This window comes from Chryseobacterium jejuense (assembly GCF_017877355.1).
Classification (GTDB): Bacteria; Bacteroidota; Bacteroidia; order Flavobacteriales; family Weeksellaceae; genus Chryseobacterium; species Chryseobacterium jejuense_A.
On record NZ_JAGIPR010000001.1, the window covers coordinates 171,346 to 195,584 of the forward strand.

Genomic DNA, 24,239 nt, shown 5'->3' on the forward strand with positions numbered 1-24,239 from the left:
CAGAACCCATGTCAATTAAAAAAATATATGCAGCAGCCGTACTTGCGCTGGCAACATTCTCCTGTCAGAATCACGATTCGGATACAGAGGTGAATCCGGAAGATATTTACAGTAAAACCAATATCTTTCCTCAGCCGCCCAACCAGTGGATGGGCGAGAACAATCCTTATTATACAGAAGGCTATGCAGGCGATGTAATGCCTTATTATGAAAACGGGAAGTTCCATCTTTTCTTTCTCCACGATGCAAAAACAAAACCTGCAGGAGAAGGATTTCACGATATTCATAGCTTTGAGACAAGCAATTTCACAGATTTTACTTATCAGGGAAGACAGATTCCTTACGGAACTTCATCAGAAGCTGATTTTGGAGTAGGAACGGGAAGCCTTGTAAAGGTGGGGAATACTTATTATTACTATTATACGGGCCATAATGAAGTAGCTTCGTTTCTTTCAGGTAATCCACGGGAGAGTGTTCTGTTGGCAACAAGTACGGATATGAAAAACTGGACGAAAATCAGGAATTTTAAAATCACTGCTCCGGCAGGATATTATGATTATGAATTCCGTGACCCGCACGTTTTCTTTAATTCCGAAGACGGAAAATATTGGATGCTGGTCTCTGCTCAGACCTCTGACAAGAAAGCAGTCGTACTGAAATTTACCACCACCAATCCGGCAACCGGAAACTGGACCGTAGAAAATCCGATTTATACAACCAGCTCTTCCGAAAATTATATAATGCTGGAATGTCCGGATCTTTTCAAGATGGGCAATTATTGGTATCTTGTTTTTTCTGAAAACTGGAGCAGCAATACCGGAACGCATTACCGCATTTCGACTTCACCAAACGGCCCTTGGACTACACCTCAAAATGACCGTCTTGATGGCTCTTATCTCTATGCAGCCAAAACGGTTTCGGATAATACAAACCGTTATCTGGTAGGATGGACGGCAAGAAAAACTCCTGAAAATAATACCGGTGGAAAAGACTGGGCAGGAAATATTGTTGCGCACAGACTGGTTCAGAATTCAGACGGAACACTGGCTGTGAAACCGGTTTCAGGATTACCATCTGTATTTGGTCAGAATGCTGTGCTGACCGTTGATAAAATCACTGGAAACGCTTCTCAGAATGGAAGTAGTTTTAATTTATCCGCCAATTCCCAGGTCACTTTTTCGAAACTTCAGAAAGCCAATCAGATTAACTTTACATTGAATGTATCTGCCGGAAAAGCAGGAATTATTCTGGCACAAGATACCGACGCCGGAAGCGGAGTTAAGATTGCGCTTGAACCTGGAAATAACAGAATTGCAGCTTATGCAATGAATTCCGGTTCGGAGGATCTTATGAATTCTTATTCGTTAAGTTCGGTTTCAGGAACATCATATACTGTAACGGCTTCCATAAGCAACGATGTTTGTGTGATCTATATCAATGATAAAATAGCTTTCACCAATAGAATTTATACTATTGTTAATAAAAAATGGAGTATTTTTAGTTCTTCAGAGAGTTCATTCAGTAATATCAATATCAAAAACCCCAATTAATGTTTATCAATAAGAAAATTAATGTAATAAGTTTTGGAGAAGTACTTTTCGATGTTTTCGGAGAAGAGAAAAAAATTGGAGGAGCGCCTCTCAATCTGGCTCTCAGAACGGCTTCGTATGGACTTCCCGTTACAATAATCAGTGCTGTAGGAAATGATGAAGACGGAAAGGTAATTCTGGATTATAGCAAAGAAAATGCTCTTGAAACTGCCGGAATCATTGTCTCTCCAGAATACGAGACAGGAATTGTTCAGGTTTCTTTAAATGAACGTGGCTCTGCAACTTACGAAATCAGGTTTCCTTCTGCGTGGGATTTTATTTGTGCTGATGAGAAAATAATGGATATTGTTAAAGAGGCCGATGTTTTTTTCTATGGAAGTCTCGCTTGCAGAAATGAGGTTTCCCAAAAGACGCTTTTCTCTCTATTAGATTCCAATGATACAATGTTTAAAGTGTTCGATGTAAATCTCAGAAAACCCTTTTACAATATTCAGCTTCTGGAAAAGCTTATGAGAAGGGCGGACTTTATCAAATTCAATGATGAGGAAATATTGGAAATTGCTGCCGGAATGGGATTTGAATCCGATGATCTGGAGTCAAATATCAAATTTATATCAGAAAAAACAAGCACGCAGGCAATCTGTGTAACTCTAGGAAAACATGGGTCTATCCTGCTGTGGAATGGTCAATTGTACAGACACGAAGGGTATCCTGTGAAAGTAGCAGATACAGTAGGGGCAGGAGATTCTTTTCTGGCAAGCCTGATTGCGAAACTGCTTTCAGATCAAAATCCGGATGAAGCTCTAAATTTTGCCAGCGCTGTCGGTGCCTTGGTCGCAAGTTATTCCGGTGCAAACCCTAAGATTGAAAATTCTGAAATAGAGATATTTCTTAAGCAGAACGCTTATTGATTTAATAATTAATTTTCAATATTCCAATAGTAAAAGAAAACTCCTGTGTTTATGGGAGTTTTCTTTTGTTTAGATTCTATTATAGTCCAAACTGAGAAATTTGTTCAAGAAAAAGATAGTTACAAGCCTTCTTTTTTATTTAAATTAAATTTTGCCTGAAAAATAGTTACAAGTTCATAAATCTATAATTCACAAATTAAAACTTCTCGCAGAGCATGGTGTAGAAATATTGATCAACCCCCATATTTCTTGCTAAAAAAGTTACTCTGTAAAGATTAGTATCTCCCGGATAAGCCATATAGAACTCGTCAAGAGTATTGTTCGAATATGATGGATCCAGAGTTAACCATGTGTTTGCAGTAGTATATGCGGCAGTTATATTTGAGGTCACATTATTTGGGGCTATAAAAGTATTAACATTACTATTCGCTTTTTGAATTCTTGTATAATAAATTGTTGTATTGTCAGGATTAACTAATCTCATTTGTGGCAAAGGCCCGACTTCAAATCTGTACTGCATTTTTCCACAATCCATAACATTACCAATAGTTGGAGAATTTGAAAAATAAACAATTTTTTTATTCTCTATAGCCAGATCTTTCACTGTATTTAATAAGCTTGCTTTGTCCCAAGCATCTATATCACCATTTGGATTTGCAACGATTATATTATTATAATTAGAGTCTGTACTTTTATCAGTTAACGTTCTAATTCGCAAATCTCCATTAACGTCCAAAACTTTAGTTGGTATGGTTGTTCCTATGCCTACTTGCGCGTTAATGTAAAATGATATTAATGTAAAAAATAAAGAGATATTTTTCATATTTATAGAGTTTGTATATAAAATTTTTCACAAATAAGACCGTATGTAAAATTAGTACTTGTATTACTGATACGGGATAGAGTTAGCCTATATAAGTTATTCTGTTTAGGAGGTACAATGGTATAGATTCTGATCGTATAATTAGGGCCGGTGGTAAATATAGCTGGATCTAGTGACTGATAAGTTGAATAATTCAAATCTGTAAATGCAATTGTTCTATTGACAAAATTGTACGAATCATTTATCCATCTTTTAATTCCATAGCCTAAGTTAAAGTTTGTAATGTTTCCATTTGTTACAAAAGTGGTGAGAGAATTAAGTTTAATTTCAGCAGTATCCAGATTATTAATCCGGAAAGTGATATCTCCACAACTACACTCTTTAGTCTCGTCCGGCAGGGGGCTATTATAAACTAAACGTTTTACTTCAACATTGTTTGTTTCTGATTGTGCAATAGCAGATATATTGATATAATCTATATTACCTGTTGCATTACTTCCGGTTACAATTCTGTCATAGGAGGCATTATTAGTTACATCGTTTGTAGAAGTGACCCTTAAATCTCCGTTTATATCTAATTTCCTTGTGGGCATATTTGTATCTATACCAAACTTTTGATCCTGAGCCATTACAAGACCATTAAGCCCAATAACTAAAAATAATATATTCCTCATATTTAAAATTTTTCACAAGAAGCAACAAAATCCCAACTATCTATTCCGGTATTCTGCTTTACCTTATAAATAGTCAACCTATAAAAATCTGTATCATTCGGGTATTGAAAATGCATAATATTCTGTTCATAATCTGCTAAATTAGCCCGGGCAAATTCTTGATTAACATTCCAGTTAGAGGTGGTGAATATAAAGGGAACAGTGGAGGAGTCAGTTGGATTTTTTCCTTGATAAAACTGAAAGCCATTGGCATTAAAATTCTGCTCCATACTCATATAAATATTAACATCAGTTCCCGGATTTTCTGCTAACCTAAAATTGATCCGTGATTGATCTGTACTTTCAAAGACAAATAAAAATTTACCACATTTTAATGTTCTGGTAGGATCTCCGTTAGGACCAGGCATGTTATAGACTAAACTATAACTTTCTTTGTTGGAAGCCCCGGGTTCTATTGGCGGTTGCATGCTTGATTTTGTAACATAGTCTACATTACCGTTTATATCGGATGACAATATGCGATCGTACGCTGCAGTTTCCGATTTATTGGTCATTACTTGCACACGCATATTACCAACAACATGTAATTTTCGTGTTGGGGTTACTGTATTAATTCCGACCTGGGCTAAAAACATACCAGGTATAATAAATAATGATATAAGAATTTTATTTATCATAAGAAAATTTTTATAAAACCATAAGCTTAAAAATCCAAAAACGTAGTATGATGATGTTGTATAGTAGAAAGCTATTCTGATAGACTGAATTATTTAACTTTCAAATACATATCTAAATTACAAAATTATAATAAATTTTAAATAAATTATTTAAATTATTTTGTTTGTATTAGTACAGATATGATAATTTACATGAATTTAATAATTTTTCATTAGTCCGTAATTAGATTTCAAATTCCAGAGTTGTGTTCTCATCAGTAAGCTCTGTTAATAGGTTTAAAACTTTGAATATAACTTGGATGCATTTACATTATCTGGCTTTTTCAGATGGACTAAATATTTATTGTGAAAAAAATCAAACCATAAAATATAAGGCTGTAAAAGTTTGATATATAGCTTTTTATGGGTGTAAAAAAGAGATAACTATCAAATAGTTGTCTCCTTCAGCTTGGGCGCTATCCAAACTCTTTTTATACTGATATGGAAAATGTTTTGATTTTATTTTGTTGATAATGAAGTTTTTGTATGCTGTTGTTTTTAGTTTGTGTGGGTTTATTCTGATGGGATACTTTCCACTTTCTTAATCATTGCTTTTATAGAACCTGAATAAGGATCTAATTCTAAAGCTTTTTTATAGGATTTAAGCGCATTTGTTTTATCTTTTTTTGTGAAATAAGCTTCACCCAGGCTATCCCAGGAATTGGCACTCGTTGGAAATAGTTTTGTGTTTTCTTCAAAGATGATGATCGCATTTTCAACGGATTTTTCGTTTAAAAAAGCGTATCCTATTTTATTTAAAAGAACATCTTTCTTTCCTTTAAAGGTTGTATTGAGAGCATTAAGGTAAGCATAAACAAAAGCATTTTTTTCAGTAGTTTCTATATTCGGTTGTATTCCTTTTCCTTCCCAATTCGTTTTTGTAACCGGATGAATAGGCTTGATATAAGGAACCGAAATTGTAAATTCCTCATTCAGATGGATACGTTTAGCTCGATTAGCTCCTCCTTGTGTTGCTTCACCAACCACTACAGCTTTACCCCAGTGCTGTAATGTATAGGCCAATGCTTCCGCAGCAGAAAATGTTTGTTTACTTGTTAAAATGTAAATGGGTTTATTTTTAAATTTCTTTCCTTTTACATTGGGAAGTGAATAGAGTTGTGTCTTTGCTTGGTTTTCCCGCTCATAGAATTCACTTAATAATACAGGAGTTTCATCAAAGAAATAGCTTGATAATAATTGCATCATACTGGGAACTCCACCACCGTTTGTCCTTAAATCAATAATGATAGAGTTGGTGTTGCTTAGAAAATTCATGGCAGCTGTAGCCGTTTCTTCCGCATACTTTATATCAGCAAACAGGCGTAAATTTAAATATCCGATATTGCCATCCAGAATTTTGGACTCAATGAAACCATAATTTATCTCTGCCATTTGCATAGCTATTTTCCTCTCAGATTCCAGCTTCAAGATGTCGGTAGAGTTTCGTTTTTCTTTTGAGATATATTCCGGTTCAAACCTAACTTTAAGATGAGGATCATTGCTGACAGACTGAAGGTCCTTAGTCAGTAGTTTAGCAAATTCAGAAGGGTCTGTAAGCTTTTCATACTTGTTGGATCTGAAGTTTTTATCCAATTCGGTATTCATTTTTTTTGACAGTTCCAGGTCAATATAAGATTTTTCAAGATGTGTTTTTACGGAATTCAGTATCAAAGCTTTATCGTTAGGCTGTAATATTCTCTTTTTGTCCTGAGCCTTGAGAATTTGTACCATTGTCAATAGTATTAGTAATGTTTTCAAATACTTGTTCATAATATGATAATTTTCTACAAACGTATGGCCTCACTGGGAATGAGGTGTACTGTTTTTCATAAACCCTTTAATTGGCATCGTACATAACCAATTCAGGGCTATAAATGATACTTGTACGGGATTTAATAATGTTTGCGCTATTTCCGGGGGAGTTTATGCGTGTTTTAACAAAAATAAGCTTGATTATCATTAATTTCGAACAATGATTTCTTTTCTCAAAAAATACAAAGGTTTTATATACGGACTACTGATTCATCGGGTGATACTGATGGTTTTACTGCATTTCGGTCTTATTCATATTGATCATTCGGCTGTCTTAGCTAATATATTGAGCTTTATTTTTAGTTGGTTATTGATTTCTTTGCCCATCCAATATTTTCCTTTTTTAAAACAGCATGCAAGAATAAGCGTAAAGCTGCTTATGCTGATATTTGTTCTTTTTACAGTTATTGTAAACGATATGAACTCTAAAATACCTGATAATCCAATAACATTTGTGGGGTTAGTAGGTGTCGGGTTGTATTTTTTTTCAATCATAATGCCTTCCTATTTTAAGAAATATGCATTGAGCATCATTGGATTTTACATTTTATCATTAAGCTATTTTTATTATTTGAGAGTTTATACTAATGATGAGAAGATATACTTTGAGCAGGAAAAAGAAATTAAAATTATCTTAACAATTCCTTTTATCGCTTTAATTCTGGGATGGTTTTACCAGCAATGGAAAGGAATGAAAACACTTGAGTTAAAAAAATCACAGGCCGAGCTTTCGTTATTAAAGAGCCAGATTAATCCCCATTTCTTTTTCAATACTTTAAATAATTTGTATGGTTTAATTATTGAAAAATCTGCTGAAGCCCCTAATGTTGTTTTAAAATTATCAGATCTGATGCGTTATACCATTTATATGGGAAAAGAAGACCTTGTCCCATTGAGGGAAGAAATAGAATATTTAAAGAATTACATTGATCTGCATAGGATACGCTATCAGAAAAGTGTAGATATTATTTTAAATGATTCTCAATGTGAGGATTGTCAGATCGCTCCGTTAATTTTTATCATTCCTTTGGAGAATGCATTTAAGCATGGTGTAGAAAGCCTAACGAAAGATGCTTATATTCGTATGGATATAGAAGTTGCCCATGGGGTTATTCATTTTAGGATTGAAAATAATTTTGAAATGAAAGCAGAAAGCCAAACTGTTGGTATTGGGATTGAAAACTTGAAACAGCGTTTACAATTATTATATCCTAATCAACATCAATTACAAATTGAGGTTAAAAATTCTGTTTATCAATTAGACCTAACAATAGAAACCAGATGATCCACTATTTAATTGTTGATGATGAGCCTATTGCCCATCGTATTATAGAAAATTACTGTGAAAATTTACCCTATCTGAAAAAGAAAGGAAATTGCTTTAATGCCTTTGAGGCGATGCAGTTTTTAAATGAAAATACGGTGGATCTGTTGTTTCTGGATATTAATATGCCCAAACTTTCCGGTTTTGAGTTTCTGAAAACGCTGTCTAATTCTCCTAAAATAATTGTGACAACGGCTTATAAAGAATACGCATTAGAAGGTTATGAGCTTAATATTGTAGATTATCTGTTGAAGCCATTTAGTTTTGAACGCTTTATTAAAGCAGTAAACAAAGTGATTGATATCCCGGGCAATAAAAAACAGATGCCTTCATCTTATTTAATTGAAAATGAGGCAAATGTAGCAAGCTTCTTTCTGAGCAGCGACAAAAAGCATCACCAGATTCATTTTGAGGATTTATTATTTATTGAAGCTTATGGACATTATTCCAAAGTGTACCTTAAGAATGAAATGATTCTTGTCCATCAAAAAATTTCAGATTTTGAAGAACAGCTTCCCAAAGGTGATTTTATAAGAACGCATAAATCATTTATTGTTTCCAGAAGCAAGATTAAGCATATTGAAGGGAATAGAGTAGTGATTGAGCAGCATACAATACCAATAGGACAAACTTATAAGATGAATATCAGTAAGCTTTTTTAAAACCCATTCTATACTGGAAGATGTATTTTTCTAATATTTAATGGATAAAGTGCATGCACTAAAAAGCTACAACATGTTTCAGTTATGCTCTCAGAGTTTTATCTTGACTTTATATATTTTGCTTAAACCATTTTCTCCGGATGAAATATACTTTTGAAAGTCATTGGTCTTATTAAATCTTTGAGGAACCAGACTGTTTCTTCTGCTGGTAAAGTAAAGTGTGCCCGTTTTGCTGTTGTAAAAAGGACAGTATTCCATATACTTGGAATTGATTTCGTTACCCATGTGCTGTGCAGGTTGCCATTCACCGTGATTGTCTTTTTTTGATAGATAAAGATCTCCACTCCCCAAACCATCTTTTGCATTGTATTTTGTATAGATAAGCATCTGTTCATCTGCTGAAATAAAAGCATTGAATTCATAGCCTTCACTATTGATACTGTTACTCAATAATACTGGTTTTGAATACTCCTTGCCGTTCCATGAGCTGTAGTAAATATCATCTTTTCCAAGACCCAATTTGGCATCCATGGTTAAATAAAGGTTGTTATTATCTGATAAAGTCGGATAAAATTCATTGTTCTCACTGTTTACAATATTACCCATATTGATGGGCTTAGACCATTGATCTCTAAGGCTCTTCCTTTTTACAAACCAGATATCAAAATCACTTTTTATCGTTCCGGATTCCGATTTAGGTCTGTCTGAAGCAAAATACAGCCTCAGCCCATCACGGGATAAAAAAGGTTCCAGATAAGAGTATCCGTCACAAAATGGCAATAATATTGGTTTTTTCCATTTTTTATTTTTTACACATACGATTTGTGATAAATCCTGCCCCGGGCTCTGAATGGTAAAGTAGGCTTCTTTTTCATCATCAGTAATGTAAAAATCCCTTACATTCTGAAACTGATCCAAATAAGGACTTACTATTTCAATTTTCTGTCCTGATAGAGTACCGGAGATAAGAATTAATGCGGTTAAGAATTGCTGTGCTTTCATGGTTTGAAAATATGGTAATGTGTTGAATTTTATTTGATTGAGTTTTAATTATCAAGCAGTCTTCTATAATAATTGATCTGTCCTAAATGATAATCAAGATGTGCAATATAATGAATCAGAAAATGAATTGTTGATATTTTCTCTTCACCCGGAGCACGGGAATATTCATTTTTTAAAGACGCTTCGGTTAATGTGCTGAGAATACGATCTACCATAACAGCAGTAGCCTGAATTTTTTCTATAAGTTCATTTCTGGGAATGTTTTTTAAAGAGAATTCTAAATCCCGTTGCCTTATATAATCTGTATTTCCAAGCTGTGCTCCAATGAAATGATTGAGATTACCAATCAAATGCAGACAGAGGTTGCCTGCGGAATTGCTGATATTCTTCTCTGTTTTCCACATATTGATTTCATATTGATAAGCTTCTATTTCTGATTCTAATCTGTTCAAATCACGGGTGAAAAGAGACCTTAGGCTTTCTATTATCGTGTTTAAAAATTATTTTTTTCGGGATGCCTTCAATGTGAATTCAATTCATAACTGATAGTTCCATTGGCTATATAAAATTAGCTGTTTTAATCTTGAAATTATGATAAAATATTCCTTTATAGCTTTTCAATTTTAATCCTGTTTTAAGATGGTATCTATCTGATTCTTAAATGATTTTCCAATGGGTATGGTATACTTGTCTATCAGTATCTGATTTCCTTCTATGCTCCTGATATGCTTTTGAACCACCATAAAAGATCTGTGTACCTGAATAAAATTGTCTGTTGGAATCAATTCATTGAGAGCTAATAAATTTCCACGTATGGAAAGAATATCTTCTTTAAGCACAATCTTGACATAGTTTCCAGAAGCTTCTACAAACAAAATATCATCAATATCTATTTGTATATGTTTGTTGTTTGTCCGTAGGAAAACCTTCTCTGGTTTTTCATTGTGTTTTTCCTGTGGTACTGTGGTGGGGATTTTAGATGTATTTATAAATGCTTTATTGATGGCTTTTAAAAAACGATCGAATGAAAAGGGTTTAAGCAGGTAATCTACAATATTCAGCTCATAGCCTTCCAATGCGTACTCTTTATAAGCAGTCGTTACTATGACTTTGGGCTGATTGGGAAGGGTTTTCAGAAACTCAAACCCTTTTATCTTGGGCATATTAAGATCGAGAAAGATCAAATCAACAGTATGATCATTGAGGTATTCAATGGCTTCAATTGCATCGTAACAGTTCTGCATTAGCTGCATATTGGGTAATAATGAACAATACTTACTGATGATGTCATGGGCTACGGATTCGTCATCTACTATTATATATTTAAGACTCATAAGCTAAGTTTTAGTTGGACTTGATAGATGCTGTCTGCATAATTGGGGGATATTTTCAATTCATATTTTTTCAAATAGACTAATTCTAGCCGTTGCTTGAGATTTTGCAGTCCAATACCTTCTTGATCATCCACTTCCTCCTTATCAAAATTGTTTTCAATTTCAAAATCAATATGCTGCTTGTTAGCCTTTAACTGAATATGAACAAATGCATCTTTTCTTAGCTTTTCTACACCGTGTTTAAAAGCATTCTCTACCATAATGATGAACAGTAACGGCATTATTTTAATATTCCTGTCCTCCACATCTATATCAAAGCGAATATCAATGGTCTTATGATATCTCGTTCGATGTAAATCCATGTAGTTTTCTAAATAGGTGATTTCTTCGGCTAATGTTACCCAGTCATTTTGTCCCTCATAGATACTGTAACGCATCATATCTGATAAGGTAAGGATCATCTGTTGGGCTTTAGCGGTGTCTTGCTCTACTAGGCCATATAAATTATTTAAAGTATTGAAAAAAAAGTGAGGATTAACCTGGCTTTTCAAATGCATTAATTCTGCCTGCTTTTTTTCTTTTTTAAGTCTAAGAATGAGTTTGATCTGAACAATAATCCAGCGTAATACCCAGAGCGCCATAAAAGTAAAAAATAACAGACTGAAAACAACAAATCCATCCTCCTCTCCGAAAACATCGTTGAAAACCATAATTAAAATGGTTGTCACGATGAAAAAGTAGGGTATCAGTCGTTGAGTTAATCGGTTATTGAATAGCTTTTTAAAAAAGGTCATACCACAAAACTACCAAAAAATATCAAGTGACATATCATTGTTGTTATAGACATATCTTTAGAGGTGATGAATGTATATTTTATAGGTATCAAGAGCTTTCATAACCACATACAGATCATCCGGACCTGATCAAAAGTTATCCGCCCCCAGATCTTTTTTTAATCCTTTACTCTACCATACTTTTGGATCAAAAGAATAGTAATCATGGACAATCTGATCATTTCAAATCTTTCTAAAACATACAATAACGGAGTTAAAGCACTTCAAAATATTTCGTTGCAGATCCCCAAAGGTATGTTTGGCCTCCTGGGACCCAATGGAGCTGGTAAATCAACACTTATGCGTACAATAGCAACATTACAGGAAGCTGATCAGGGAGAGATTCACCTGGGAGGTCTCAATATTAAAATACATCCCAATGAACTTCGAAAAGTGTTAGGTTATCTGCCTCAGCAATTTGGGGTATATCCTGCAATATCCGCTGAGATGTTATTGAATCATTTGGCTGTGCTGAAAGGAATCATGAACCCAAAAGAACGTAAGGAAATTGTACGTGCGCTGCTTTATAAAGTAAATCTATATGAGGTACGGGCACAGAAGCTCGGTGGGTTTTCTGGAGGAATGAAGCAGCGTTTTGGTATTGCACAGGCATTGCTGAATAATCCTAAACTATTAATTGTAGATGAACCCACAGCAGGTTTAGATCCTGTAGAGCGGAATCGTTTTTATAACCTTCTTAGTGAAATAGGGGAGGAGACCATCGTGATCCTCTCCACCCATATTGTGGATGATGTAAAAGAATTATGTACTAGTATGGCTATCATTAATAAAGGAGAAGTGATAATTCAGGGAAATCCCATTCAAATTATAGAAAGTCTTAAAGGGCAATTGTATGAGGCGACCATACACAAAAATCAATTGGAACAATATAAAAAAGAATATCAGGTCATTAGCGAACGATTGTATTTGGGAAAACAGATTGTTCATGTGATGAGTGATAGCCATCCCGGCTCTTCGTTCAGGCCTATTGATGCCAATCTTGAAGATGTTTATATGTCTCAAATTTTTAATGCTTAATCTCAATACATTATGCTATACGAGTTTTTTATATTCGAATTTAAATACAGACTGAAACGACCTGAAACATATGTATTCTTTCTGCTTCTACTTTTGTTTTCAGCAGTAGGCGTTGAATTTATATTTCAGGGAATAGATTTAGGATTAATGAAGAAGAATTCTCCACTTGTGATTGCTAAAACCATGGGTGCTATTGCGGGATTGTCCATGGTTTTTGTTTCTATGATAATGGGTGTTTCTGTACTGCGGGACTTTCAGTACGACGTTACTTCACTTATTTATGTCAATCCTGTTTCCAAAAAAAGTTACTTATTGGGACGGTTTTTAGGATCTTTTGCTGTATTGCTTTTTATTTTCAGTGGTGTGCTCTGGGGAATGATTATCGGAGAATTTTTTCCTTGGAATGACCCGGATGAATTTCTACCTTTTCAATTCATCAATTATCTGCAGCCTTTTCTTTGGGTAGTTTTACCCAATGTGTTTTTTGGTGCTTCCATGTTTTTTGTGACGGGTGCTCTCAGCAAAAACCTGATGGTTGTATATACCCAGGGAGTGGTCATTTTTGTTTTATTTATGATTACTAAGGGTATTACCAATGAAACACTTCAGGCGTTACTTGATCCATTTTCTCTTACGACATTAACTAAAGTAAGTAAGGAATGGACGGTAACTGAAAGGAATTCATTATTGGTTCCTATATCAGGAATTATGCTGTTCAACAGGCTTTTATGGATAGGATTAGGTATTTTGATATTAGCGGTTGGTTACATTAAATTTAAGTTGATAGTAATAAATGAAAAGACCCTCAATAAAAAAAAGAAGCAAAAAGTTAGAATGCAGCCGGCTGCATTCCCTGCTGCCATACCTTCTGTTACACCTGTTTATCATATCAGGGCGAAGTTCCAACAATTACTTCTCAATGCATGGTTTCATAGCTTATCTATTTTAAAACTCATTTCCTTTTGGGCGATTATTATATGTTGCTTCCTTATTATTATTGTCAATTCAGTGAGTTTAGGAACCTCTCATGGGGTTGATAGCTATCCAGCCACATATCTTATTGTTGAAGAACTGAGGGAGATGTCCATTTACTTCTTCATGATTATTTTAGTTTTTTACTCTGGCGAAATGATGTGGAAGGAAAGAGATGTAAAACTCGATCAAATTCACGATACCACACCTTTCTCCGGCTTTGTAAATGTAAGCAGCAGATTTTTGGGATTACTGCTTATCTATGCCATTTTCATGATTGCACTTATTATTGCTGGTATCCTGTTTCAAACATTCAACGGTTACTATCACTATGAATTAGATGTTTATTTCTTTGGATTTTTTTTAGAAATATTTCCATTTCTGGCATTGTACACATCCGCAGCATTATTTTTTCAGGCGCTCACCGGAAACAAGTTTGTGGGGATGCTTACCACCATTACATTCGCTATTATTAACGTAGCTATTGGCATATTTGGTTTGGAACATGTATTAGTCAATTTTAGTGGAAATTCGTTGGCTGCTTATTCGGATATGAATGGCTATGGACATTTTCTAGTGGGGTATCTCTGGGTCAAAATCTATTGGGTGTTGTTTGGGATGATGTTCATGATTTTCGCCAGTATCTTGATGGTGAAGGGAGTTAAGACGGGACTTAGAAAACGATGGATAAATGGAGTAACCCAAATTGGAAAACCTTTAGCAACATTTGGTATAATATGCTTAGTTTTTTTCGTTGGAACAGGAGGGTATATTTTCTACAACACGAATGTATTAAATGAATTCTGGACAAAGAATGAACAGAATAACTTTAGAGCTGACTACGAAAAGTCACTGAAGCAGTTTGAATATATTCCACAGCCGAAAATTATAGATATTAATCTGAAAATTGATCTGTCACCTTCGCAAAGGTCCTATGAAATTTCAGGCTATTATCTGGTTGCTAATACATCACAGATACCTATTCGGGAGATTCATGTGCAAAAATTAATTGCATCAAACGTGGAATTGACGGATATAACCTTTGATCGTAAAGTAACAACGAAAAATATCTATAAAAAATATCATTATACTATTTACGAACTGAGCCGATCGTTAGCACCGGGTGACACTCTAAAAATGAACTTCAAACAAACCTTGAAACCTAAAGGCTTTGAAAATAAAAATTCCGATTTCGAAGTGATCTATAACGGAACTTTCTTTGATAATGCAGTGTTACCTGGTTTTGGTTATCGGAACAAATATGAATTGCAGGATGAGGATGATCGAAGAGAACTTGGACTGGCTCCACGACTGCAAAAAAACAAGCGTGATGATGTAAAAGAGTTAACGAATGCAAGAAACGGAAGTGACTCGGATGGGATTACTCTTGAAATAATATTAAGTACGGAAGCTCCACAAACTGTACTGACTTCAGGTGATTTGGTGGCTAAATGGAGTAAAGATGGTCGCAACTATTTCCATTATAAAACTAATCAGCCAATCATCAATTTTTATCCTGTTGTTTCAGCCAATTATGAAGTGATGAAGAATACCTGTATTCCGTCCGGAAATGCTCCAAACGGGTTTGTTGATTTAGAAATTTATTATCATAAAGGACACGAATACAATCTCCATCGAATGATGGAATCCATGAAAATGTCTTTGGATTATTACAGCACCCATTTCAGCTCATATCCATACAAACAGCTTCGTATTGTGGAGTTTCCAAGGTATCGCACATTTGCCCAGTCTTTTCCGGGTATTATCCCTTTTTCTGAGGCTATTGGCTTTATGATGAATATTAAGGATGAAAAAGATGTTGACATGGCATTTTATATTACCGCACATGAAGTGGCGCATCAATGGTGGGGATTGCAACTGGAGGCTGCCAATGTACAGGGACAAAAGATGATTTTGGAAACGCTGGCTCAATATTCTGCCATGATGGTGTTTAAGAAAAAATATCCGGATAAAAAAGTTCAGCAATTTCTGAAACTCCAAAGAGATGCTTATGGTGAAGGCTTATTAAAGTCAAAAAAAAATGAGTTACCATTAGCTTTGGTTGAAAATGAAAGCCATATTTATTATAACAAAGGAGCACTTAATATGTATGAACTACAGAAACATATTGGAGAAAAAAATATCAATAGGGCTTTACATAATTACCTTCAAGACTGGCGTTCTTTTGATAATCCTAAAAAACAGGATCGATATTCGACAACTTTAGACTTAATACCATATTTTCGAAGGGTAACTCCAGATTCTTTGCAATATAAAATAACGGATTTATTTGAACGGGTAAATAATCCTAAATAGAACAATCTTCCAGGCGATCAGCATATTTAAAAACTAAAATATTATATAGGAAAAATACAGTTTCAGTTATGACTCATGTTTTTTCTGCTTAATGGCTATAAATACCTTATATTCAATAGTAATAAGAAATATAATCACAGCAATTTCTATTGAAAAATACAGGATTCCTAAAAATTTTAACCTAAAAATCAAATAAGATGAAATTTTCTTTTCCCATACATTTTTTAATAATAGTTTGGAATTAACACATCCCAAAAAATATAGATATAAAAATTATAATTAAATAATCATGATATAGTAGAAATTTTTAATTTGCTCAGCTATATAAAATGAGGAGTTAATATACTTTAATGTACCATATTAGAAGCACATTAAACCACAGGTTCTATTCTAGAAAGGTTATACAAGATTTTGTAGGTTCTCTTATAAAAACTCATTTTATAACCTAACTGGTACATTTGAGTATATCATTGCCTAATTTATATATTACAAAAATTAGATTGTATAATTTCTGTATTGGTATCACTGCTATACTTGGAAATAAATAAGAGAGATTGATTTGGTTGAATTGATAATGAAATAAGGAAATACAAAAAAAATGACTATATTAATAGCTGCTTATGGAATTATTGAAACTTTTCCTTTCGTTGTTCCTTGTGATTTAAAATCATAGAACCCAATAAACTTTTATATAAAAAGGCCCTCAGATTAATCATAGAGCTATATAGTTATTGGTTTTTGGCTACTTTAATACTTATTTTGAAAAATGAACTTTTAACCCCAAAAGAATACTTACAATTAATTATATGATTTTTAAAAAGCTTAAGCTAAATATTAATATAGATGATCAAACTTTTAATAAGCTCTATCCTGAACACATAAAAGGTTTATCGTCTCAACATTGGACTCCTGTTGCTGTTGCTAAGATAGCTGCAAAATATTTAGCTGACAAACCAGATAAAAAAATATTGGATATCGGTGCAGGTGCAGGAAAATTCTGTTTAGTGGGAGCTGCTTCTACAAAGGGTAAATTCTATGGTGTGGAGCAAAGGTCTTCCCTTGTAAAGGTATCGAGAAAAATAGCAAATAAATATAAAATTAATAATGTAGAATTTATTCATTCCAATATTAATGAAACTATTTTTACTGATTTTGATGCATTCTATTTTTTTAATTCTTTTTATGAAAATATAGATAGTTCATGTGAAATTGATGATACAGTAGTAAGGGATAAAAATTTATATGATGTATATTCAAATTATGTTCGTGAACAATTGGACAAAACTCCAATTGGAACCCTTTTAGTGACTTATTGGAGTAAATGGGATGAGATTCCTGAGAGTTTTGATTTAATGGATACAGCTTACAATGGATTATTAAATTTTTGGAGGAAAGTTTCCTGATTAATTTAATAATAAAAAGCCAACAGGTAAACTTCCTGTTTTGTGACATGGCTTTCAGAATAATCTGGCGTGAATTTTTTATGCAGATTATATATCATTTCCCAAGAGATCATTTATTTGGAATTATTGGATGTTTTTGTTCCTACGTAAGGATGGGATGCGGTAAATACGTACCCATCTGCCTTCAGTGGGAAGATGGGTAATGAAAGTTTTCAAACACCTAAAATGAATATTGTTGCTCATTTATCTATCAGTATAACAGTGGATTAGAAAATGAAAAAACCGACATAAGAGAATGAAATCTTCAAATGTCGGTCTTGTGAACTTGACAGTAGGCTATTCAAACTCTTTTTTTACTGACATAGAACGTATTTTGGATTTATGTTGCTGATAATGAGATGAATTATCTCATACTGCTGATTTAGCATCTTATTAACTTAATATATGATTTCATTTTTTTAGATATTTGCATATGGCTCTATTTATAACTTTAGAGAATGTCTATAAATTGTACAATCTTGATTCTTCAAAAAAGACGGAAGGAATAGTTATTCTCAATCAGCAAAATGATCCAAAAAAGAAATATACAAATAATAGCCGTCTATTTGATGGTTTATTGCTAGGATTCTTGATACAAGGATCCATGAAAGCACAGATTCATTTTTTAGAATACGAAATGAACGCAGGTGATATTGCTATTTTACAGCCGCAATTGATGATCGACACAAAATCATTGAGTGAAGATGCCAAAATTGTAACAATTGGTCTTTCCTTAGATTTTATTACAGCATTTCCAATTTTACGTGAGTTTATAATGAACAACCAAATTAGATGGCAGCCAATTATCAGACTTCAGCCTGAAGAAATAAAGTTGCAAAATGAATTATTGACGCTTATACAGAACTTCTACAATAAAAAACCTAGCCATAATAAAACGGAAATGCTTCGACATCTTGTTATGGTTCTGATTAGTATGATTTCTGAAGTATATTCTTGTTTACCGAATAGCAAAAGCTTGGTGAAAAACCGTACACATGAGATTATAGATGATTTTTATCTACTAATTTCAAAGCATGCTAACCAACAAAGAAGCGTTGTGTTTTATGCTAAAAAGTTACATTTAACACCACAATATCTTTCCACTTTCCTGAAACAGAAAACTGGAAAATCTGTATTACAGTGGATTGATCATATCACAATTCTACATGCTAAAACACTATTGAAATCTTCTAATTTATCAATTAAAGAAATTAGCAATGAGCTTCATTTCGAAGAAACAAGTGTCTTTTGCAGATACTTTAAAAGAATAGTGGGAGTGTCACCAAAAACCTATAGAAACGAATAATAATTTATATTCTTTATTTCTAAACTATTTACGGATCGCTGAACATTATTAGCTTTCAGATTGTACGTAAACACCATTAAATTGTCAATACCTGCTTTTTATCTCTGTTTAATTTTACAACATGAAAAAAACAGGTAAAAAAGCAGCTATTGGATTTATATTTATCACGTTGTTGATTGATATTACAGGTTGGGGAATTATACTTCCCGTGGTTCCTAAACTCATTGGAGAACTTATCAATAGTGACCTTAGCGAAGCTGCAAAATATGGAGGTTGGCTTGGCTTCACTTATGCTATTACGCAATTTATATTTGCACCTATAGTTGGTAATCTTAGTGATAAGTATGGAAGACGCCCAATTATTTTAATTTCTCTTTTTGGATTTGCTATTGATTATGTACTATTAGCACTAGCGCCTTCTATTTGTTGGTTGTTTTTTGGAAGAATCATTGCCGGTCTTACTGGGGCTAGTATTTCAACAGCTAGTGCATATATAGCTGACATATCCACCGATGAAGATAGAACTAAAAATTTTGGCTTAATCGGCGCAGCTTTTGGATTAGGGTTTATTATAGGTCCGGTAATAGGTGGTTTACTTGGACATTATGGAGCAAGAGTTCCCTTTTATTTCGCTGCTATATTATGCATGGCGAATTTTCTTTACGGCCTGCTTATACTACCAGAAAGTTTAGAAAAAGATAAACGTCGGTCATTTAACTGGAAACGTGCAAACCCTATTGGAGCAGTTAATTTTTTAAGAAAACAGTCAAAAATATCGAATCTCGTCATTGCTTTAATTTTGGTCTATGTTGCCCTCCACGCTGTACAAAGCAATTGGCATTTTTTTACTATGTATAAATTTAATTGGGCGGAAAGAACTGTAGGTCTATCGCTTGGTTTGCTTGGCTTATTGCTTGGCTTAGTACAAGGAATTCTAATTAGATGGACAACTCCAAAATTAGGAGAACATAAAAGTGTATATTTTGGGTTGCTATTTTATGCATTAGGTTTAATGCTCTTTGCATTTACTAATCAAGGATGGATGATGTTTGTTTTTCTCGTTCCCTATTCCTTAGGTGGAATCTGTGGGCCCGCACTTCAATCAATAATCAGTAAAAATGTTCCTGCCAATGAACAGGGTGAACTGCAGGGAGCATTATCAAGTTTAGTGAGCGCTACTTCTATTTTGGGGCCTCCAATTATGACAAACTTATTCTATTATTTCACTCATGATAAAGCACCATTTCAATTTTCAGGAGCTCCATTTTTTCTAGCATCCATTTTAATGTTTATTAGTGTAATTATTATATATTTTGCTTTTCGACAAAAAAGTGAAAAAGAAGCTAAAGATTAAAAAAATGCAATAATAATCTCCAGTTTTTTGTTGCAATTCCAAGATTTCTCTTCAGTGAACTTTATGAGCGTATCTTCAAACACTTTTATAGATGATTTAATTCGTTTAAGCCAAATTAAACAAGAATTACAAAGCTCTTTTTTATCAAATAATTTCTTTTAATTTATATTTATTGCAGCTTAGTTTTAAAAATTAATAATAATCTACATTGGAATAATAAGTCTGTAGTTGGATGTGTTTGTTTTGTACCCATAGTCAGATTTTGTCCCTAAAGTTAGTACTATATGTAATTGCTGGGTTAATGGAATTTTCAGCTAAAATTAGTGAAAAACCTCCGGTATTAACTACAAAAGAGATGGCCAAATTGTTAACGAACTAATGAATCAGAACTTTATCCATACCTATGTCTCTGTAGATTGTGTTGTCTTTGGATTTGACCATGAAAACCGGTTGAATATATTATTAGTACAACGCCATGTTGATGATGTACCATTGGAAAAACAGATCAGACTTCCGGAAGCTTGATATTCAGTGACGAAGATGTAGATGATGCTGTACAAAGAGTACTTCATGAACTTACGGGGATTAAGAAAATGGTTCTGAAACAGTTCAGATGCTTTGCCGATCCTATGAGAGTAAGTAATGCGCATGATATCAAATGGATGGATCAGGAATACAAACATCATATAGACAGGATCATTACGGTTGTCTACCTTTCTCTTTGTAAAATAGATCACAAGATCAACAGTACAAAATATAATACTGTAGACTGGTATCCTATTGATGAGGTTCCGGTAGTGGTAATATTAGCGAAGGAACCTTAGGTTTGATTCCCAACAAAATTGATGGTACCATCTACTGCTTATATACTGACTACTAAAGTGAATTTCAAAAGTCATATTCTGTATTTTAGGATGTAAGGTTAATAGCTTGATTGATATTCCAGATGGTAGGTCTGGGTATTCATTCGATGGTGGAAATTACGCCAAAATGTCTACAAAAGGAAATTTGTCGGATGGAATAATCGTGAGAAAATGGGGTGAAATTTGGCAGATGGTTTTGGACAGCGCTTACACAGCAGATTTTGAAATATTTCGAAAAAAGCTCAAAATACTATGGATACCGAGGTCGATTTATGATAAGTGTAAGGTAAAGATATAGCTTGTTTATTGGATTACTTTCTATATGCTGTCAAAGTTATTCCTGTTTGTCTCTTGAAGTAGCGAGCCATATAAGATGTATCTTCAAAACATAGGCGATCTGCAATCTGTTGGATTGACATTTCAGATGTACGCAAAAGTGCTTTAATCTCTAGAATAACTTGCCTGTCAATTAAACCTTTTGGCGAATCATTCAAAAAATCTTTGGAGATTTGAGATAGATAGTAAGGGGTAATATTTAGCTGATCTGCATAAAAAGCAACATTTCGCTGCTCCGTACTATGTCGAGTGATCAGTTCCCAAAACTTCCAGCACAATATTTCTTTTCGACTGTATTGATGTTCCGCATTAATTTGTGTTAGTGAAACAGTTTCAGCTATTTTGAGAAAAAACAATTGTAAACTATTCCGCAACATTATATGTTGATGTGTTGTGCATGTATTTTTAATGTGTTTTATTTGCGCTATCCATCCATGCAATAGAGCTACTTCTGGTCCCTGAGGTCTACAAAGTGGAGATTGATATAAAAACAAGAAAAGTGGATTGGGTAAATCAAAGGCTACTTCAGCAGCTAGACTTCTATCTACAAGACAGTAGAACGCTTTAAAATCACCAGACACCCGTTGGACAACTGTAATATAGTCCTCAGCCAGGACCAATATATCATTAGGCTTTAGCAGATAATTCTTAAAATTAACACTCACTACCGAAGTGCCTTCCAGACATACTATTAACGATGTATAACTAAGCCGTAAGGGATATCCCAGACTTTGGCAAAGATTACTTTCCCCTAGCGCTAGTTTCTCTTTTCCTAGGAAAATATCCGGTGTGTAATTCATTATAGTACTTTTCATTTTTACCATAAATTTGGATTATTTATTGTAAGTAAGTGTGATTTGTTTTCAAAAGTACTCATTTTACGAAACTTTTGGCTATATCCCTATTAAATAAAGACTGTAATTTTGCCATGTACATTTAAAAATAGAATGTTATGATTTTAGAAACAGCAAGATTGATTTTGCGCCCATTCAGAGATACTGACGCAGCAGACTTATACAAATATGCGAAGGACGACAAAGTGGGACCAATAGCAGGTTGGCCTCCGCATAAGAGTGTGGAACAAAGTAGAGAGATAATCAAAACAATATTTATGCAAGATGGAGTATTTGCCATCACATTAAAGGAGGATGACATCGCTATTGGGATGATTAGTTTGATTTTGGGAGAGAAAAGTAATTTTCCAATCACCGAATCGGAAGGAGAAATTTCATATTGGCTAGGGGTCCCATTTTGGGGCAAAGGTATAATGCCTGAAGCAATTAGAGAAGTTGTACGATATGGTTTCGAGAGTTTGAGATTAGTAAACATCTGGTCCGGCTATTACGATGGAAACTCCAAGTCAAAGATCGCACAAGAAAAATGTGGGTTCCATCATCATCATGTGGAAGAAGCTAGCCTAAATGAGTTAATGAATGACATACGGACAGAACATATCAGTCGTATGACACGGGACGAATGGACCATGGCTGCCTATGGTAAGGTCTCATTCTGAGTATATTTTCAATTTAAAGTCACCACAGTTGTTGGATTAAATTGACTCCTTAAATATTCGACTACAGGCGAATTTAACATGGTAAAAAGTTGGATAGATACAAAAAGTAAAAAGTTTTTAACATACAATGGATACAAATAGAAAAGTTTATTCCGGATTGGAGGAGATCAAACCCTATTTCCTTAGTTTTAACAAGCTATATGATATCTGTCTAGATGGAGATTATATGCCGTGGTATGAAATGGGGTACTGGGACAATACTTTTATACCGTTTTTTATAGTTCAGGATAATAAGGTGATTGCAAATGTTTCTGTATCACCCATGGTGATGCTTCTACAGGGGCATTCCCATAATGTTCTACAGATTAGTGCAGTGATGACACATCCTGCTTTTAGAGGCCAGGGGCTTTCGCGTTATCTGATGAACCATGTTATGAGTCATTTCCGTGGGCAATATGAATTCATATACCTATTTGCTAATGCAGAGGTGTTAGGTTTTTACCCAAAGTTTGGTTTTGCTAGGTTAGATGAAAGTAGTTTCAGTCTTAAAGATTTAACAGATTTTGAACCCGTAAGTTCCGATTGGAGAAAGCTTTCTATTCAAATTAACGAAGATAAAAATCTCCTGGAGCGATTTGCTAAAGACCATAGACTTCTGTCAAATACCTTGTCGTTTGAGCCTAATCCTTGTTTGTCGACCTATCATTTTATATTACAGTTTGAAGATTCTTTATATTATTCAGAAAAAAGAGACTGCTTAGTGTTGATGGAATTTGAAGAAGAAGAGCTCAATATCTATGATATTTTTTCAATTAGACCATATAAATTAGAAGAGTTAATTCCTACTTTAGTTAAGACCCATACGAAAGAGATCAGTTTCTTTTTTGTTCCGGATACAGATTTTGGAGGAAAACTTGAGGTCGAAAAATATCCTTTCGATGATGATGCTCTTTACATATATCCTGAACACAAAAAGGATCTATTTATGGAGAACTTCGTCTTTCCAATAACTTCTCATTATTAAAGACAGTATTTTTAACATAAAGGGGATTATTATCGGTACTTCCAGTCAGTTGAGTATACTTTTACCAACTTTTAAACAGATCGTGGTGGAAAGTGGTGTTGCTGTCGAGATACGGATTACGGAATATTGTCGATCCACCAACGATGAAGGTATTAAAGTTTGATCGAAGTGCAAAAATTGACTACAAGAAGGTAGACATCCGTGGATTACAAATTATAAACAACATAATTATTTAAAAACAGATAATATGCATGTTTATACCTGTTAAATGAACATTTTTAGAATCTGAAAAGAAATACCTTTGTAAGGACATTTTTATTGAATGAATTGTAGAATCAATATACTGTTTTCCTCTTTCTTTTTTGGCCCGCCAGGGCCGAGATAAACTAATATGTCCGTTGCGTACGGATATCAGCTTCAGATTTTACTTCACG

The 24,239-nt window shown here is 34.0% G+C and carries 22 protein-coding genes; 13 read left to right on the forward strand and 9 right to left on the reverse strand.

Features of this window, described 5'->3' with window-relative positions; genetic code table 11:
- The first annotated feature begins 8 nt into the window (after positions 1 to 8).
- Positions 9 to 1,550 (forward strand): glycoside hydrolase family 32 protein, encoded by a 1,542-nt coding sequence (locus J2772_RS00705; RefSeq protein ID WP_209912414.1) that lies wholly within the window; start codon positions 9 to 11, stop codon positions 1,548 to 1,550.
- The gene (locus J2772_RS00710) at positions 1,550 to 2,461 is read left to right on the forward strand and encodes a carbohydrate kinase family protein (RefSeq protein WP_209912415.1); all 912 of its coding nucleotides are present in this window, start codon (positions 1,550 to 1,552) and stop codon (positions 2,459 to 2,461) included. Before J2772_RS00705 ends, J2772_RS00710 begins: the two co-directional genes overlap by 1 nt.
- A 196-nt stretch (positions 2,462 to 2,657) precedes the next feature.
- On the opposite strand, the gene J2772_RS00715 is transcribed toward J2772_RS00710, so the two are convergent.
- From J2772_RS00715 to J2772_RS00730, 4 genes are all read right to left on the reverse strand, one after another.
- Positions 2,658 to 3,284, reverse strand: a complete 627-nt coding sequence (locus J2772_RS00715) for a hypothetical protein (RefSeq protein ID WP_209912416.1) — start codon at positions 3,282 to 3,284, stop codon at positions 2,658 to 2,660.
- Positions 3,285 to 3,286: 2 nt separating this feature from the next.
- Entirely contained in the window at positions 3,287 to 3,958 is a 672-nt protein-coding gene (locus J2772_RS00720) for a hypothetical protein (RefSeq protein ID WP_209912417.1), read from the reverse strand.
- A 2-nt stretch (positions 3,959 to 3,960) separates the two neighbouring features.
- Positions 3,961 to 4,635 carry a hypothetical protein gene (locus J2772_RS00725; protein ID WP_209912418.1) on the reverse strand — a complete coding sequence of 225 codons (675 nt, stop codon included), beginning with the start codon at positions 4,633 to 4,635 and terminating at the stop codon, positions 3,961 to 3,963.
- Positions 4,636 to 5,187: 552 nt separating this feature from the next.
- Positions 5,188 to 6,405, reverse strand: coding sequence for a S41 family peptidase (locus J2772_RS00730; protein ID WP_209912419.1), 1,218 nt, complete (start codon positions 6,403 to 6,405; stop codon positions 5,188 to 5,190).
- A 241-nt stretch (positions 6,406 to 6,646) separates the two neighbouring features.
- Between J2772_RS00730 and J2772_RS00735 the strand changes: the two genes are divergently transcribed.
- Together J2772_RS00735 and J2772_RS00740 are read left to right on the forward strand one after the other, a co-directional pair.
- Positions 6,647 to 7,771 carry a sensor histidine kinase gene (locus J2772_RS00735; protein ID WP_209912420.1) on the forward strand — a complete coding sequence of 375 codons (1,125 nt, stop codon included), beginning with the start codon at positions 6,647 to 6,649 and terminating at the stop codon, positions 7,769 to 7,771.
- A complete protein-coding gene (locus J2772_RS00740; RefSeq protein WP_209912421.1) occupies positions 7,768 to 8,472 on the forward strand; it encodes a LytR/AlgR family response regulator transcription factor in 705 nt (234 codons plus the stop codon). The genes J2772_RS00735 and J2772_RS00740 overlap by 4 nt, the downstream gene beginning before the upstream one ends.
- A 90-nt stretch (positions 8,473 to 8,562) precedes the next feature.
- Here J2772_RS00740 and J2772_RS00745 read toward each other — a convergent pair whose 3' ends face one another.
- The 4 genes from J2772_RS00745 to J2772_RS00760 form a co-directional block, all read right to left on the reverse strand.
- A complete protein-coding gene (locus J2772_RS00745) occupies positions 8,563 to 9,474 on the reverse strand; it encodes a PD40 domain-containing protein (RefSeq protein ID WP_209912422.1) in 912 nt (303 codons plus the stop codon).
- 44 nt (positions 9,475 to 9,518) lie between these two features.
- Complete coding sequence (locus J2772_RS00750; RefSeq protein WP_209913418.1) at positions 9,519 to 9,962, reverse strand: DinB family protein; 444 nt, start codon at positions 9,960 to 9,962, stop codon at positions 9,519 to 9,521.
- Between the two features lie 135 nt (positions 9,963 to 10,097).
- A complete protein-coding gene (locus J2772_RS00755; RefSeq protein ID WP_209912423.1) occupies positions 10,098 to 10,808 on the reverse strand; it encodes a LytR/AlgR family response regulator transcription factor in 711 nt (236 codons plus the stop codon).
- Complete coding sequence (locus J2772_RS00760; RefSeq protein ID WP_209912424.1) at positions 10,805 to 11,518, reverse strand: sensor histidine kinase; 714 nt, start codon at positions 11,516 to 11,518, stop codon at positions 10,805 to 10,807. Before J2772_RS00760 ends, J2772_RS00755 begins: the two co-directional genes overlap by 4 nt.
- Before the next feature lie 288 nt (positions 11,519 to 11,806).
- On the opposite strand from J2772_RS00760, the gene J2772_RS00765 reads away from it, so the two are divergent.
- The 7 genes from J2772_RS00765 (at position 11,807) to J2772_RS24125 (ending at position 20,893) form a co-directional block, all read left to right on the forward strand.
- Positions 11,807 to 12,679 (forward strand): ABC transporter ATP-binding protein, encoded by an 873-nt coding sequence (locus J2772_RS00765; protein WP_209912425.1) that lies wholly within the window; start codon positions 11,807 to 11,809, stop codon positions 12,677 to 12,679.
- Between the two features lie 12 nt (positions 12,680 to 12,691).
- The gene (locus tag J2772_RS00770; RefSeq protein WP_209912426.1) at positions 12,692 to 15,967 is read left to right on the forward strand and encodes an ABC transporter permease/M1 family aminopeptidase; all 3,276 of its coding nucleotides are present in this window, start codon (positions 12,692 to 12,694) and stop codon (positions 15,965 to 15,967) included.
- 806 nt (positions 15,968 to 16,773) lie between these two features.
- The gene (locus J2772_RS00775) at positions 16,774 to 17,370 is read left to right on the forward strand and encodes a class I SAM-dependent methyltransferase (protein ID WP_209912427.1); all 597 of its coding nucleotides are present in this window, start codon (positions 16,774 to 16,776) and stop codon (positions 17,368 to 17,370) included.
- Between the two features lie 472 nt (positions 17,371 to 17,842).
- Complete coding sequence (locus J2772_RS00780; protein WP_209912428.1) at positions 17,843 to 18,715, forward strand: helix-turn-helix domain-containing protein; 873 nt, start codon at positions 17,843 to 17,845, stop codon at positions 18,713 to 18,715.
- 121 nt (positions 18,716 to 18,836) lie between these two features.
- Positions 18,837 to 20,069 carry a TCR/Tet family MFS transporter gene (locus J2772_RS00785; RefSeq protein ID WP_209912429.1) on the forward strand — a complete coding sequence of 411 codons (1,233 nt, stop codon included), beginning with the start codon at positions 18,837 to 18,839 and terminating at the stop codon, positions 20,067 to 20,069.
- A gap of 378 nt (positions 20,070 to 20,447) precedes the next feature.
- The gene (locus J2772_RS24120; protein ID WP_245365026.1) at positions 20,448 to 20,594 is read left to right on the forward strand and encodes a hypothetical protein; all 147 of its coding nucleotides are present in this window, start codon (positions 20,448 to 20,450) and stop codon (positions 20,592 to 20,594) included.
- A complete protein-coding gene (locus tag J2772_RS24125; RefSeq protein ID WP_245365027.1) occupies positions 20,591 to 20,893 on the forward strand; it encodes a hypothetical protein in 303 nt (100 codons plus the stop codon). Before J2772_RS24120 ends, J2772_RS24125 begins: the two co-directional genes overlap by 4 nt.
- Positions 20,894 to 21,243: 350 nt before the next feature.
- Here J2772_RS24125 and J2772_RS00795 read toward each other — a convergent pair whose 3' ends face one another.
- Positions 21,244 to 22,068: a helix-turn-helix domain-containing protein gene (locus J2772_RS00795; protein WP_209912430.1), complete on the reverse strand. Its 825-nt coding sequence runs from the start codon at positions 22,066 to 22,068 to the stop codon at positions 21,244 to 21,246.
- A gap of 152 nt (positions 22,069 to 22,220) precedes the next feature.
- On the opposite strand from J2772_RS00795, the gene J2772_RS00800 reads away from it, so the two are divergent.
- Both J2772_RS00800 and J2772_RS00805 read left to right on the forward strand, forming a co-directional pair.
- Entirely contained in the window at positions 22,221 to 22,781 is a 561-nt protein-coding gene (locus tag J2772_RS00800) for a GNAT family N-acetyltransferase (protein WP_209912431.1), read from the forward strand.
- Positions 22,782 to 22,908: 127 nt separating this feature from the next.
- Positions 22,909 to 23,805, forward strand: coding sequence for a GNAT family N-acetyltransferase (locus J2772_RS00805; protein ID WP_209912432.1), 897 nt, complete (start codon positions 22,909 to 22,911; stop codon positions 23,803 to 23,805).
- The last annotated feature ends 434 nt before the right edge of the window (positions 23,806 to 24,239 follow it).

Bases quoted from the DNA above. Each gene is read 5' to 3' on its own strand.
- J2772_RS00745 (WP_209912422.1), bottom strand. From the start codon at position 9,474: ATGAAAGCACAGCAATTCTTAACCGCATTAATTCTTATCTCCGGTACT.
- J2772_RS00725 (WP_209912418.1), bottom strand. From the start codon at position 4,635: ATGATAAATAAAATTCTTATATCATTATTTATTATACCTGGTATGTTT.
- J2772_RS00705 (WP_209912414.1), top strand. From the start codon at position 9: ATGTCAATTAAAAAAATATATGCAGCAGCCGTACTTGCGCTGGCAACA.
- J2772_RS00775 (WP_209912427.1), top strand. From the start codon at position 16,774: ATGATTTTTAAAAAGCTTAAGCTAAATATTAATATAGATGATCAAACT.
- J2772_RS00755 (WP_209912423.1), bottom strand. From the start codon at position 10,808: ATGAGTCTTAAATATATAATAGTAGATGACGAATCCGTAGCCCATGAC.
- J2772_RS24120 (WP_245365026.1), top strand. From the start codon at position 20,448: ATGAATCAGAACTTTATCCATACCTATGTCTCTGTAGATTGTGTTGTC.
- J2772_RS00800 (WP_209912431.1), top strand. From the start codon at position 22,221: ATGATTTTAGAAACAGCAAGATTGATTTTGCGCCCATTCAGAGATACT.
- J2772_RS00805 (WP_209912432.1), top strand. From the start codon at position 22,909: ATGGATACAAATAGAAAAGTTTATTCCGGATTGGAGGAGATCAAACCC.
- J2772_RS00710 (WP_209912415.1), top strand. From the start codon at position 1,550: ATGTTTATCAATAAGAAAATTAATGTAATAAGTTTTGGAGAAGTACTT.
- J2772_RS00780 (WP_209912428.1), top strand. From the start codon at position 17,843: ATGGCTCTATTTATAACTTTAGAGAATGTCTATAAATTGTACAATCTT.
- J2772_RS00765 (WP_209912425.1), top strand. From the start codon at position 11,807: ATGGACAATCTGATCATTTCAAATCTTTCTAAAACATACAATAACGGA.
- J2772_RS00795 (WP_209912430.1), bottom strand. From the start codon at position 22,068: ATGAATTACACACCGGATATTTTCCTAGGAAAAGAGAAACTAGCGCTA.
- J2772_RS00760 (WP_209912424.1), bottom strand. From the start codon at position 11,518: ATGGTTTTCAACGATGTTTTCGGAGAGGAGGATGGATTTGTTGTTTTC.
- J2772_RS00715 (WP_209912416.1), bottom strand. From the start codon at position 3,284: ATGAAAAATATCTCTTTATTTTTTACATTAATATCATTTTACATTAAC.
- J2772_RS00740 (WP_209912421.1), top strand. From the start codon at position 7,768: ATGATCCACTATTTAATTGTTGATGATGAGCCTATTGCCCATCGTATT.
- J2772_RS00785 (WP_209912429.1), top strand. From the start codon at position 18,837: ATGAAAAAAACAGGTAAAAAAGCAGCTATTGGATTTATATTTATCACG.
- J2772_RS00730 (WP_209912419.1), bottom strand. From the start codon at position 6,405: ATGGTACAAATTCTCAAGGCTCAGGACAAAAAGAGAATATTACAGCCT.
- J2772_RS00735 (WP_209912420.1), top strand. From the start codon at position 6,647: ATGATTTCTTTTCTCAAAAAATACAAAGGTTTTATATACGGACTACTG.
- J2772_RS00770 (WP_209912426.1), top strand. From the start codon at position 12,692: ATGCTATACGAGTTTTTTATATTCGAATTTAAATACAGACTGAAACGA.
- J2772_RS00720 (WP_209912417.1), bottom strand. From the start codon at position 3,958: ATGAGGAATATATTATTTTTAGTTATTGGGCTTAATGGTCTTGTAATG.